The organism is Pseudomonas sp. HMSC057H01 (assembly GCF_001836405.1).
Classification (GTDB): domain Bacteria; phylum Pseudomonadota; class Gammaproteobacteria; order Pseudomonadales; family Pseudomonadaceae; genus Pseudomonas; species Pseudomonas aeruginosa.
Map to the genome: position 1 here is coordinate 69,116 of NZ_KV828426.1, position 12,396 is coordinate 81,511.

The following is a 12,396-nucleotide window of genomic DNA, read 5'->3' on the forward strand; positions in this document are numbered from 1 at the left end:
GCCTTCGCTCAACATCGGGTTGAATCGAAATCGAGATATGCCGCGGGATATAGGGGCGCCAGTAGAGCGTTGTACGGCGGGTTCATGGTGGCGAACCCGACGCTGCGAGGGGAGAGGGTCTGGTCCCAGACTGCTCGGACCTCGATGACTGCGAAGTCATGGCGCGCAGTATACCACCCTCTCGCCGGGCTGATGCGCTCGCCTGTTTAGACTAAGGAAGATGTGGTTTCCGGGCGGACAACTGGGCTACCCTAGAAGGCTGCAACAGGGTTTTAACCACAACACGGAGTTCAGCATGGGATACCAAAAGATCCAGGTGCCGGCGACCGGTGACAAAATCACTGTGAATGCCGACATGTCCTTGAGCGTACCGAAGAACCCGATCATCCCGTTCATCGAGGGTGATGGCATCGGCGTCGATATCAGCCCGGTCATGATCAAGGTTGTCGACGCTGCAGTGGAAAAAGCATACAAGGGCGAGCGCAAGATCGCCTGGATGGAAGTCTACGCCGGCGAGAAGGCCACCCAGGTGTATGACCAGGACACCTGGCTGCCCCAGGAAACCCTGGACGCCGTGCGCGACTACGTGGTTTCCATCAAGGGTCCGCTGACCACCCCGGTCGGTGGCGGCATCCGTTCCCTGAACGTGGCCCTGCGCCAGCAACTCGATCTCTACGTCTGCCAGCGCCCGGTACGCTGGTTCGAAGGCGTGCCCAGCCCGGTGAAGAAGCCCGGCGACGTAGACATGGTGATCTTCCGCGAGAACTCCGAGGACATCTATGCCGGCGTCGAGTGGAAGGCCGGTTCGCCGGAGGCGGAGAAGGTCATCAAGTTCCTCACCGAGGAAATGGGCGTCAAGAAAATCCGCTTCACCGAGAACTGCGGCATCGGCATCAAGCCGGTTTCCCAGGAAGGCACCAAGCGCCTGGTGCGCAAGGCCCTGCAATACGCCGTCGACAACGACCGCAGTTCGGTGACCCTGGTGCACAAGGGCAACATCATGAAGTTCACCGAGGGTGCCTTCAAGGATTGGGGTTACGAAGTCGCGCGCGATGAATTCGGCGCCGAGCTGCTGGACGGCGGTCCGTGGATGCAGTTCAAGAACCCGAAGACCGGCAAGAACGTCGTGGTCAAGGACGTGATCGCCGACGCCATGTTGCAGCAGATTCTGCTGCGCCCCGCCGAGTACGACGTGATCGCCACCCTGAACCTGAACGGCGACTATCTCTCCGACGCCCTGGCGGCCGAGGTCGGCGGCATCGGCATCGCGCCCGGCGCCAACCTGTCCGATTCGGTGGCCATGTTCGAGGCGACCCACGGCACCGCGCCGAAGTACGCCGGCCAGGACAAGGTCAACCCGGGTTCGCTGATCCTCTCCGCGGAGATGATGCTGCGCCACATGGGCTGGACCGAGGCGGCCGACCTGATCATCAAGGGCACCAACGGGGCGATCGCCGCCAAGACCGTGACCTATGACTTCGAACGCCTGATGGACGGCGCGACCCTGCTGTCCTGCTCGGAGTTCGGCGACGCGATGATCGCCAAGATGTAGGAAGGGCTAGCGCCCGAACGAGAAAAAGGCCGGTTCGCACCGGCCTTTTTCATTTCCGCATCCGCGTTGGGGGTCAGGCTTCGATGGGCGTCGCCTGCGGCTCTTCCTGCGGGGCGGGGGCGGAGGGTGCGGCGGTTGTCGCGGTGGCGGGGCTGATGTTGATGGCATGCAGTCCCTTCGGTCCCTGGATGATCTCGAAATTGACCGGCTGGCCCGCCTTGAGTGTCTTGTAACCGTCCATCTGAATGGCCGAGTAATGGGCGAACAGGTCCTCATCTCGGCCCTCGGCCAGGATGAACCCGTAGCCCTTGGCGTTGTTGAACCACTTGACCTTACCGCTGAGCATGCTCATATCCCTCTGCAAAGGACTCCAACGCTGGAGTATCATCCACTACGATCCCGCGTCCGACCTGGGTCGAGACGGGTGCGGAACCCCTGATACCCTGTAGGGGTATTCCATTGTTTGTAACACCCTTTTGCAGTTAGTCAAGGCGCTGAACCATACGCCTGAGAAACGGATCAACATCATGTCGGTCCATAACTTTCCAGAAAGGCAAAGCTTTTTTTCCTCATGCATGCACCTAGCCAGATTCGACTAACATTCAATCAGGACCATCCCGAGCCTCATGAACACGAGGACGAAGGGGCGGGGCTCGCGGTACAGGAGTCGAAGCCTGTATTACAGCCGCCACCGTTGTATAAGGTGGTACTGTTCAACGACGATTACACGCCGATGGACTTTGTTGTTGAAGTGCTGGAAGTGTTCTTCAACATGGACCGGGAAAAAGCCACCAAGATCATGTTGACGGTACATACTCAGGGTAAGGCGGTCTGCGGCTTGTTTACCCGGGACGTGGCCGAAACCAAGGCGATGCAGGTCAATCAGTATGCACGGGAGAGCCAGCATCCATTGCTCTGCGAGATAGAGAAAGACAGTTGATCGGATGTTTGGGAGCGAGGTGAAGCCATGTTGAATCGAGAGCTCGAAGTCACCCTCAATCTCGCCTTCAAGGAGGCGAGGGCCAAACGCCATGAATTCATGACGGTTGAGCACCTGCTGCTGGCCTTGCTGGACAATGAGGCGGCGGCAACGGTATTGCGTGCGTGCGGTGCCAACCTGGACAAGCTGCGGCGCGACCTGCAGGAATTCATCGATTCCACCACGCCGCTGATCCCGCAGCACGACGACGAGCGCGAAACCCAGCCGACGCTGGGCTTCCAGCGCGTCCTGCAGCGTGCGGTGTTCCACGTGCAGAGTTCCGGCAAGCGCGAAGTGACCGGGGCCAATGTCCTGGTGGCGATCTTCAGCGAACAGGAAAGCCAGGCGGTGTTCCTGCTCAAGCAGCAGAGCATCGCGCGTATCGATGTGGTGAACTACATCGCCCACGGCATCTCCAAGGTGCCCGGGCATGCCGAACATCCGCAGGATGGGGAGCAGGATATGCAGGATGAGGAAGGTGGCGAGTCGGCCACGTCCAACCATCCGCTGGACGCCTATGCCAGCAACCTCAACGAACTGGCTCGCCAGGGGCGGATCGACCCGCTGGTGGGGCGTGAGCATGAAGTCGAGCGGGTGGCGCAGATCCTTGCCCGCCGGCGCAAGAACAACCCGCTGCTGGTAGGCGAGGCGGGGGTCGGCAAGACGGCCATCGCCGAAGGCCTGGCCAAGCGCATCGTCGATGGCCAGGTGCCGGACCTGCTGGCCGACAGCGTGGTCTACTCCCTCGACCTGGGTGCCTTGCTCGCGGGTACCAAGTACCGCGGCGACTTCGAGAAGCGCTTCAAGGCCTTGCTCAACGAGTTGCGCAAGCGCCCGCACGCGGTGCTGTTCATCGACGAGATCCATACCATCATCGGCGCCGGTGCAGCATCCGGCGGGGTAATGGACGCCTCCAACCTGCTCAAGCCGGTTCTGTCCTCGGGCGAGATCCGCTGCATCGGCTCGACCACCTTCCAGGAGTTCCGCGGCATCTTCGAGAAGGACCGGGCCTTGGCGCGGCGCTTCCAGAAGGTCGACGTGACCGAGCCGTCGGTGGAAGACACCTATGGCATCCTCAAGGGCCTCAAGGGGCGCTTCGAGCAGCATCACCACATCGAGTACAGCGACGAGGCGCTGCGCGCCGCGGCCGAGCTGGCGGCGCGCTACATCAACGACCGGCACATGCCGGACAAGGCCATCGACGTCATCGACGAGGCGGGCGCCTACCAGCGCCTGCAGCCGGAAGAGAAGCGCGTGAAGCGCATCGAGGTGGCGCAGGTCGAGGATATCGTGGCGAAGATCGCGCGGATCCCGCCGAAACACGTCACCACCTCGGACAAGGAGTTGCTGCGCAACCTCGAACGCGACCTCAAGCTGACCGTGTTCGGCCAGGACGACGCCATCGAGTCGCTGTCCACCGCGATCAAGCTGTCCCGGGCCGGGCTCAAGGCGCCGGACAAGCCGGTCGGCTCGTTCCTCTTCGCCGGTCCCACCGGCGTGGGCAAGACCGAAGTGGCGCGGCAGTTGGCGAAGGCCTTGGGCGTGGAACTGGTGCGCTTCGACATGTCCGAGTACATGGAGCGGCATACCGTGTCGCGGCTGATCGGTGCGCCTCCGGGCTACGTCGGCTTCGACCAGGGCGGCCTGCTCACCGAGGCGATCACCAAGACCCCGCACTGCGTGTTGCTGCTCGACGAGATCGAGAAGGCTCACCCGGAGGTCTTCAACCTGCTGCTGCAGGTGATGGACCACGGCACCCTGACCGACAACAACGGGCGCAAGGCGGACTTCCGCAACATCATCCTGATCATGACCACCAACGCCGGCGCGGAAGTGGCGGCGCGCGCGTCGATCGGCTTCAACCAGCAGGATCACACCACCGATGCGATGGAAGTGATCAAGAAGAGCTTCACCCCGGAGTTCCGCAACCGCCTGGATACCATCATCCAGTTCGGCCGCCTGAGCACCGAGACGATCAAGAGCGTGGTCGACAAGTTCCTCACCGAGCTGCAGGCGCAGCTGGAGGACAAGCGCGTCCAGCTCGAGGTCAGCGATGCGGCGCGCGGCTGGCTGGCGGAGAAGGGCTACGACGTGCAGATGGGTGCGCGACCGATGGCGCGGCTTATCCAGGACAAGATCAAGCGGCCGTTGGCCGAGGAGATCCTGTTCGGCGAGCTGGCCGAGCATGGCGGCCTGGTGCATGTCGACCTGAAGGGCGACGAGCTGGCCTTCGAGTTCGAGATCACGGCGGCGGAGCCCGCCTGATCCGAGCGCGGCAACGAAAACGCCCGGCAGATGCCGGGCGTTTTCTTTTGCAATCGGCGAGCCGCAGCGGCTCGTGTCGACTCAGCGGGCGCGGTAGGTGATGCGGCCCTTGCTCAGGTCGTAGGGCGTCAGTTCCACGCGAACCTTGTCGCCGGTGAGGATGCGGATGTAGTTCTTGCGCATTTTGCCGGAGATGTGCGCGGTGACGACGTGCCCATTTTCCAACTCCACACGGAACATGGTGTTGGGCAGGGTGTCGACGACAGTACCTTCCATTTCGAAGCTGTCTTCTTTCGACATGCAGTAGAGCCCTCGGTATCTATGGGTGGCCCTTTCAATGAGAGGTGGGCCGTGAAAAGCGGCGTGCATTGTGCCAGAAAATCGACAATAGCGCCACACGGCTATCAGGTGAGGGCGACCCAGCGCTGGTTGACGAACAGTTCGATGGGCCGGTACTGGGTCTTGTAGTTCATCTTGCGGCAATTCTTGATCCAGTAGCCCAGGTAGACGGCCTGCAGGCCCAGGCGTTCGGTCTCGGCGATCTGCCAGAGGATCGCATAGCGTCCCAGGCTGCGCTGCTCTTCGTCGGGATCGTAGAAGGTATAGACGGCCGAGAGTCCGTTCGGCAGCACGTCCGTCACGGCTATGGCCAGCAGGCGGCCATGCAGGCGGAACTCGAAGAAGCAGCAGAAGGGCAGGTCGCGGACCAGGAAGGTGGCGAACTGGTCGCGGCTGGGCGGATACATGTCGCCGTCGGCGTGGCGTTGCTCGATGTAGCGCCGATAGAGGTCGTAGTACTCCTCGTTGAAGCTCGGTCGCTTGCGGATCACCTGCAGTTCCGCATTGCGCTTGAGGATGCGCCGCTGCTGGCGGTTCGGGCTGAAGTCGGCGACCGGTATGCGCGCGGCGATGCAGGCGGTGCAATGCTGGCAGTGCGGACGATAGAGATGGTCGCCGCTACGGCGGAAGCCGACTTCCGACAGCGAGGCGTACAGCTGCGTGTCCATGGGCTGGCTGGGATCGAGGAACAGGGTGGTTGCCTGCTCCTCGGGCAGGTAGCTGCACGGGTGCGGTTGCGTCGCGTAGAACTTCAGTCGGGCGAGTTCGGTCATGGTGAACTCCAGCAGGGACCCATAAGCAAGTTTATGCCAGGCACGGAAACTCGCCTAAAAATCCAGGTCGCCGGTAGGAGGCTGGTCGCGATAGCGTTGCAGGTAGTCGGCGAATTCCCCCCGGCTGATGGCGCGGGCGCCCAGGCTGTGCAGGTGGCGGGTCGGCATCTGGCAGTCGATGAGGACGAAGCCGGCGTCGCGCAGATGGCGGACCAGCGTGACGAAGCCGACCTTGGAAGCGTTGTCGGCGCGGCTGAACATCGATTCGCCGAAGAACAGCCTGCCCATGGCCAGGCCGTAGAGGCCGCCGACCAGTTGTCGCTCCTGCCAGACTTCCACGGAGTGGGCAATTCCGCGCAGGTGCAGCTCCTGGTAGGCCAGTTGCATCGGCGTGGTGATCCAGGTGCCGTCGGCGTAGTCGCGCGGCGCGGCACAAGCCTGGATCACCGCCCGGAAGTCATGGTTGAAAGTGACTTCGAAGCGTTGCTGGCGCAGGCACTTGGCCAGGCTGCGGGAAACGTGCAGTTCGTCGGGGAACAGGACGGTGCGCGGGTCGGGCGACCACCAGAGGATTGGCTGGCCATCCTGGTACCAGGGGAAGCAGCCGTGGCGATAGGCTGCGACCAGGCGTTGCGGATTGAGGTCGCCTCCGGCCGCGAGCAGCCCGTTGGGCTCCTGCAGGGCCTTGTCGAGGGGCGGAAAGTCGAAGTCGGTGCGGGAAAGCCAGGTCAGCATGGCGGGGTAGGGGAGGGCGGGCCTCCCCCGGGTCCGATCAATGGTCGTCGAGGTATTTTTCGGCATCCAGCGCGGCCATGCAGCCGGCGCCGGCGGAAGTGATGGCCTGGCGGTAGACGTGGTCGGCCACGTCGCCGGCGGCGAACACGCCTTCGATGCTGGTCTGGGTGGCGTTGCCTTCGCTGCCGCCGTGGATCCGCAGGTAGCCGTCGCGCATTTCCAGTTGGCCCTGGAACAGGTCGGTGTTCGGCTTGTGGCCGATGGCGATGAACACGCCGGCCAGCGACAGTTCGCTGGTGCTGCCGTCGATGGTGCTCTTCAGGCGTACGCCGGTGACGCCGCTGGCGTCGCCCAGCACCTCGTCCAGGGTGGTGTTCCAGTGCAGGCGCACGTTGCCGTTCTCGGCCTTGTCGAACAGCTTGTCCTGGAGGATTTTCTCCGAACGCAGCTTGTCGCGACGGTGGATCAGGTGGACTTCCTTGGCGATGTTGGCCAGGTACAGCGCTTCCTCGACGGCGGTATTGCCGCCGCCGACCACGCAGACCACCTGGTTGCGGTAGAAGAAGCCGTCGCAGGTGGCGCAGGCGGAAACGCCCTTGCCCATGAAGGCTTCTTCCGACGACATGCCCAGGTATTGCGCGGAGGCACCGGTGGCAATGATCAATGCATCGCAGGTATAAGTGCCACTATCGCCCTTCAGTGTGAAGGGGCGCTGTTGCAACTCGGCGGTGTGGATGTGGTCGTAGACGATCTCGGTGTCGAAACGCTCGGCGTGCTGCTGCATGCGGGTCATCAGCGCCGGGCCGGTAAGGCCTTCGACGTCGCCCGGCCAGTTGTCGACTTCGGTGGTGGTGGTCAGCTGGCCGCCTGGCTGGATGCCGGTGATCACCACTGGCTTGAGATTGGCGCGTGCGGCGTACACGGCGGCGGTATAGCCGGCCGGACCGGAGCCCAGGATGATGAGGCGCGAATGCTTGACTTCACTCATAAAAAGACTCCATAAGCCTTTGTCACATAAGAAAATGCGTGCTCCAATGGAGCCGCCTGAAGAGTTCTGCCGGCTATGCTACACCTATCCGCAAAAGGCCGGCAAAACCCCGGGGCCGGGATCAGCCACGCACGGATTGCCGCTGATTTCGGGTGTGATTTTTCAGAGTTTCCCTAAAGCCGTACAATAGGCGCGTTTTGACCAAGACAGCTTCTAAAGCACCAGCCGTGCGCAGGAAAAATAGCGATTTGAAGGATTCGACCACCGCGAGCCATGCCGCCGCATGGCGTCAGCAACTGCATTCCCGCCTGAAGGAAGGGGTCCTGATCGCGCTGGGCGCGCTCTGCCTCTACTTGTGGATGGCTCTGCTCACCTATGACCCGGCCGATCCGAGCTGGAGTCACTCGAGCCAGGTTGACCAGGTGCAGAATGCCGCCGGTCGGCTCGGTGCGGTATCCGCCGATATCCTGTTCATGACGCTCGGCTACTTCGCCTACCTCTTTCCGCTGTTGCTGGGCATCAAGACTTGGCAGGTATTCCGCCGCCGCAACCTGCCGTGGGAATGGAACACCTGGCTGTTTTCCTGGCGCCTGGTCGGGCTGATCTTCCTGATCCTGGCCGGCTCGGCACTGGCCTACATCCATTTCCACGCCAGCGGCCACATGCCGGCCAGCGCCTCGGCCGGCGGCGCCATCGGCCAGAGCCTGGGCCGCGTCGCGGTGGATGCGCTGAACGTGCAGGGCAGCACGCTGGTGTTCTTCGCCCTGTTCCTCTTCGGCCTGACGGTGTTCGCCGACCTCTCCTGGTTCAAGGTGATGGATGTCACCGGCAAGATCACCCTGGACTTCTTCGAACTGATCCAGAACGCCTTCAATCGCTGGATGGGCGCGCGCGCCGAGCGCAAGCAACTGGTCGCGCAACTGCGCGAGGTCGACGAGCGCGTCGCCGAGGTGGTGGCGCCGAGCGTGCCGGACCGCCGCGAACAGTCCAAGGCCAAGGAGCGCCTGCTGGAACGCGAAGAGGCCCTGGCCAAGCACATGAGCGAGCGGGAGAAGCGCCCGCCGCCGAAGATCGATCCGCCACCGCCTCCGAAGGCCCCGGAGCCGAGCAAGCGCGTGCTGAAAGAGAAGCAGGCGCCGCTGTTCGTCGATACGGCGGTGGAGGGCACCCTGCCGCCGCTGTCGCTGCTCGACCCGGCGGAAGTGAAGCAGAAGAGCTACTCGCCCGAGTCGCTGGAGGCGATGTCGCGCCTGCTGGAGATCAAGCTGAAGGAGTTCGGCGTCGAGGTCAGCGTGGATTCGGTGCATCCGGGCCCCGTGATCACCCGTTTCGAGATCCAGCCCGCGGCGGGGGTCAAGGTCAGCCGCATTTCCAACCTGGCCAAGGACCTGGCGCGCTCGTTGGCGGTGATCAGCGTGCGGGTGGTGGAAGTGATTCCCGGCAAGACCACCGTCGGCATCGAGATTCCCAATGAAGACCGGCAGATGGTGCGCTTCTCCGAAGTGCTGTCGTCGCCGGAGTACGACGAGCACAAGTCCACCGTGCCGCTGGCCCTGGGCCACGACATCGGCGGTCGGCCGATCATCACCGACCTGGCGAAGATGCCGCACCTGCTGGTGGCCGGTACCACCGGCTCCGGTAAGTCGGTGGGGGTCAACGCCATGCTCCTGTCGATCCTGTTCAAGTCTACGCCGAGCGAGGCGCGACTGATCATGATCGACCCGAAGATGCTCGAACTGTCGATCTACGAAGGGATCCCGCACCTGCTCTGCCCGGTGGTCACCGACATGAAGGAAGCCGCCAACGCCCTGCGCTGGAGCGTGGCGGAGATGGAGCGGCGCTACCGCCTGATGGCGGCCATGGGCGTGCGCAACCTGGCTGGCTTCAATCGCAAGGTGAAGGACGCCGAGGAGGCCGGCACGCCGCTGACCGACCCGCTGTTCCGTCGCGAAAGCCCGGACGACGAGCCGCCGCAACTGAGCACCCTGCCGACCATCGTGGTGGTGGTCGACGAATTCGCCGACATGATGATGATCGTCGGCAAGAAGGTCGAGGAGCTTATCGCCCGTATCGCGCAGAAGGCGCGGGCGGCCGGTATCCACCTGATCCTGGCGACCCAGCGGCCGTCGGTGGACGTGATCACCGGCCTGATCAAGGCCAACATTCCGACCCGGATCGCCTTCCAGGTCTCCAGCAAGATCGACTCGCGCACCATCCTCGACCAGGGGGGCGCCGAACAACTGCTCGGCCACGGCGACATGCTCTACCTGCCGCCGGGCACAGGCCTGCCGATTCGCGTACACGGCGCCTTCGTTTCCGACGACGAGGTGCACCGGGTGGTCGAGGCCTGGAAGCTGCGCGGCGCGCCCGACTACATCGAGGACATCCTCGCTGGCGTCGACGAAGGCGGCGGCGGTGGCGGTTCCTTCGATGGCGGCGACGGCTCCGGCGAAGGCAGCGAGGACGACCCGCTCTACGACGAGGCGGTACGTTTCGTCACCGAGAGTCGCCGGGCATCGATCTCCGCCGTGCAACGCAAGCTGAAGATCGGCTACAACCGCGCCGCGCGGATGATCGAGGCGATGGAGATGGCCGGCGTGGTCACCCCGATGAATACCAACGGCTCCCGCGAAGTCATCGCGCCGGCGCCGGTTCGTGATTGAACCCGACAGGTTTTAGAGGATTCCGATGCGACTGATCCGCACGTTGTTCGTTGCCGCCCTGGCCATGGGCGCTTCGCTGGCCCATGCCGACGACAGCGCCGCTGTCCAGCGCCTGACCGGCCTGCTGAATAAGGCCCAGACCCTGACCGCGCGTTTTTCCCAACTGACCCTGGACGGTAGCGGCACGCGCCTGCAGGAAACCGCCGGCCAACTCAGCCTGAAGCGGCCGGGACTGTTCCGCTGGCATACCGATGCGCCGAACGAGCAATTGCTCATTTCCAACGGCGAGAAGGTCTGGCTGTACGACCCGGACCTGGAGCAGGTGACCATCCAGAAGCTCGATCAGCGCCTGACCCAGACGCCGGCGCTGCTGCTCTCCGGCGACATCTCGAAGATCAGCGAAAGCTTCGCCATCACCTACAAGGAAGGCGGCAACGTAGTCGATTTCGTACTCAAGCCGAAGACCAAGGACACCCTCTTCGACACCTTGCGCCTGTCGTTCCGCAGCGGCAAGGTGAACGACATGCAGATGATCGATGGCGTCGGCCAGCGCACCAACATCCTGTTCTTCGACGTGAAGATGAACGAGGCGCTGGATGCCAAGCAATTCACCTTCGACGTTCCGCCGGGCGTCGACGTGATCCAGGAGTAAGCGCAAGCCGTGGATCTGTTCCGCAGCGAGCCCGTCGCGCAGCCCCTGGCGGCACGGCTGAGGCCCGCAAACCTGGACGAGTACGTGGGGCAGGAACACCTGCTGGCCCGCGGTAAGCCCTTGCGCGAGGCGCTGGAGCAGGGCGCGCTGCACTCGATGATCTTCTGGGGCCCGCCGGGAGTCGGCAAGACCACCCTGGCGCGGCTGCTGGCGCAGGTGTCGGACGCTCATTTCGAGACCATTTCCGCGGTGCTGTCCGGGGTCAAGGAGATCCGCCAGGCGGTCGAGGTGGCCAAGCAGCACGCGGCGCAATACGGGCGCCGGACCATCCTGTTCGTCGACGAGGTGCACCGCTTCAACAAGAGCCAGCAGGATGCCTTCCTGCCCTATGTGGAAGACGGCACGCTGATCTTCATTGGCGCGACCACCGAGAACCCGTCCTTCGAGTTGAACAACGCGCTGCTCTCGCGGGCTCGCGTGTATGTCCTCAAGAGCCTCGACGAAGCCGCCCTGCGCAAGCTGGTGGGCCGCGCGCTGAACGAGGACAAGGGCCTCGGCAAGCGCAAGCTGAGCCTGCCGGAGGAGAGCTTCCAGGTTCTCCTGGCCGCCGCCGACGGCGATGGGCGGCGCCTGCTGAACCTGCTGGAGAACGCTGCCGACCTCGCCGAGGACGGCAGCGAGATCAGCCCCGAGCTGCTGCAGAATCTGCTCGGCGATACCCGCCGACGTTTCGACAAGGGCGGCGAGGCGTTCTACGACCAGATCAGCGCGCTGCACAAGTCGGTGCGCGGCTCCAATCCCGATGCGGCACTCTATTGGTTCGCGCGCATGCTCGACGGCGGCTGCGATCCCCTGTACATCGCCCGGCGGGTGGTGCGCATGGCCAGCGAGGAGGTTGGCAATGCTGATCCTCGCGCCCTCGGCCTGTGCCTGTCGGCCTGGGACGTGCAGGAGCGCCTGGGCAGCCCCGAAGGCGAGCTGGCGGTGGCCCAGGCCATCGTCTACCTGGCCTGTGCGCCGAAGAGCAATGCGGTGTACAGCGCGTTCAACGCGGCGATGCGCGACGTCGCCGAAAGCGGCTCGCGGGAAGTGCCATTGCACTTGCGCAACGCGCCGACCAAATTGATGAAGAGCCTCGGCTATGGCGAGGAATACCGCTACGCCCACGACGAGCCGGATGCCTATGCCGCCGGAGAGGATTATTTCCCCGAGGATCTGGAGCCGCGGCGTTACTATCAACCGGTGCCGAGGGGCCTGGAACTGAAGATCCGCGACAAGCTGGAACACCTGGCCGAGCTGGATCGCACCAGTCCCCGCCAACGCAGAAAATCCTGAGCGGTATGGGCTCGGCGGAGCTAGCCAGGCTTCCGCGACGGCGTCGATGACGTCGCCGGGGCCGGCGAAGCGCCAACCGGGCCACGAACCGCCGATAACCGACACGAGACGAGAA

Annotated in this window: 11 protein-coding genes; 6 read left to right on the plus strand and 5 right to left on the minus strand. The window is 63.7% G+C overall.

All coding sequences use genetic code 11. From position 1 onward, the window contains the following. Positions 1-295: 295 nt before the first annotated feature. Positions 296-1,552 (plus strand): NADP-dependent isocitrate dehydrogenase, encoded by a 1,257-nt coding sequence (gene icd / locus HMPREF2581_RS08725; RefSeq protein ID WP_003090436.1) that lies wholly within the window; start codon positions 296-298, stop codon positions 1,550-1,552. 73 nt (positions 1,553-1,625) lie between these two features. On the opposite strand, the gene cspD is transcribed toward icd, so the two are convergent. Next, positions 1,626-1,898, minus strand: coding sequence for a cold shock domain-containing protein CspD (gene cspD, locus HMPREF2581_RS08730; protein WP_003090435.1), 273 nt, complete (start codon positions 1,896-1,898; stop codon positions 1,626-1,628). A gap of 225 nt (positions 1,899-2,123) precedes the next feature. Between cspD and clpS the strand changes: the two genes are divergently transcribed. Together clpS and clpA are read left to right on the plus strand one after the other, a co-directional pair. Continuing rightward, the gene (gene clpS, locus HMPREF2581_RS08735) at positions 2,124-2,492 is read left to right on the plus strand and encodes an ATP-dependent Clp protease adapter ClpS (RefSeq protein WP_003097649.1); all 369 of its coding nucleotides are present in this window, start codon (positions 2,124-2,126) and stop codon (positions 2,490-2,492) included. 27 nt (positions 2,493-2,519) lie between these two features. After that, positions 2,520-4,796, plus strand: coding sequence for an ATP-dependent Clp protease ATP-binding subunit ClpA (clpA, locus tag HMPREF2581_RS08740; protein ID WP_003090432.1), 2,277 nt, complete (start codon positions 2,520-2,522; stop codon positions 4,794-4,796). A gap of 81 nt (positions 4,797-4,877) precedes the next feature. On the opposite strand, the gene infA is transcribed toward clpA, so the two are convergent. From infA to trxB, 4 genes are all read right to left on the minus strand, one after another. Next, entirely contained in the window at positions 4,878-5,096 is a 219-nt protein-coding gene (infA, locus tag HMPREF2581_RS08745; protein WP_002553999.1) for a translation initiation factor IF-1, read from the minus strand. Positions 5,097-5,200: 104 nt separating this feature from the next. Next, entirely contained in the window at positions 5,201-5,908 is a 708-nt protein-coding gene (locus HMPREF2581_RS08750; RefSeq protein ID WP_003108766.1) for an arginyltransferase, read from the minus strand. 54 nt (positions 5,909-5,962) lie between these two features. Next, positions 5,963-6,643, minus strand: coding sequence for a leucyl/phenylalanyl-tRNA--protein transferase (aat, locus tag HMPREF2581_RS08755; protein ID WP_003131120.1), 681 nt, complete (start codon positions 6,641-6,643; stop codon positions 5,963-5,965). A gap of 37 nt (positions 6,644-6,680) precedes the next feature. Beyond that, the gene (trxB, locus tag HMPREF2581_RS08760) at positions 6,681-7,631 is read right to left on the minus strand and encodes a thioredoxin-disulfide reductase (protein ID WP_003090421.1); all 951 of its coding nucleotides are present in this window, start codon (positions 7,629-7,631) and stop codon (positions 6,681-6,683) included. A gap of 227 nt (positions 7,632-7,858) precedes the next feature. Here trxB and ftsK point away from each other — a divergent pair, with 227 nt between their 5' ends. From ftsK to HMPREF2581_RS08775, 3 genes are read left to right on the plus strand one after another with little or no spacing between them, the layout of a single operon-like run. Then, a complete protein-coding gene (ftsK, locus tag HMPREF2581_RS08765; protein ID WP_003131123.1) occupies positions 7,859-10,294 on the plus strand; it encodes a DNA translocase FtsK in 2,436 nt (811 codons plus the stop codon). Positions 10,295-10,319: 25 nt separating this feature from the next. Next, positions 10,320-10,946: an outer membrane lipoprotein periplasmic chaperone LolA gene (gene lolA, locus HMPREF2581_RS08770; protein ID WP_003090414.1), complete on the plus strand. Its 627-nt coding sequence runs from the start codon at positions 10,320-10,322 to the stop codon at positions 10,944-10,946. Positions 10,947-10,955: 9 nt separating this feature from the next. Beyond that, a complete protein-coding gene (locus tag HMPREF2581_RS08775; RefSeq protein ID WP_003138947.1) occupies positions 10,956-12,281 on the plus strand; it encodes a replication-associated recombination protein A in 1,326 nt (441 codons plus the stop codon). The last annotated feature ends 115 nt before the right edge of the window (positions 12,282-12,396 follow it).

Bases quoted from the DNA above. Each gene is read 5' to 3' on its own strand.
- icd (WP_003090436.1), top strand. From the start codon at position 296: ATGGGATACCAAAAGATCCAGGTGCCGGCGACCGGTGACAAAATCACT.
- cspD (WP_003090435.1), bottom strand. From the start codon at position 1,898: ATGCTCAGCGGTAAGGTCAAGTGGTTCAACAACGCCAAGGGCTACGGG.
- clpS (WP_003097649.1), top strand. From the start codon at position 2,124: ATGCATGCACCTAGCCAGATTCGACTAACATTCAATCAGGACCATCCC.
- clpA (WP_003090432.1), top strand. From the start codon at position 2,520: ATGTTGAATCGAGAGCTCGAAGTCACCCTCAATCTCGCCTTCAAGGAG.
- infA (WP_002553999.1), bottom strand. From the start codon at position 5,096: ATGTCGAAAGAAGACAGCTTCGAAATGGAAGGTACTGTCGTCGACACC.
- HMPREF2581_RS08750 (WP_003108766.1), bottom strand. From the start codon at position 5,908: ATGACCGAACTCGCCCGACTGAAGTTCTACGCGACGCAACCGCACCCG.
- aat (WP_003131120.1), bottom strand. From the start codon at position 6,643: ATGCTGACCTGGCTTTCCCGCACCGACTTCGACTTTCCGCCCCTCGAC.
- trxB (WP_003090421.1), bottom strand. From the start codon at position 7,631: ATGAGTGAAGTCAAGCATTCGCGCCTCATCATCCTGGGCTCCGGTCCG.
- lolA (WP_003090414.1), top strand. From the start codon at position 10,320: ATGCGACTGATCCGCACGTTGTTCGTTGCCGCCCTGGCCATGGGCGCT.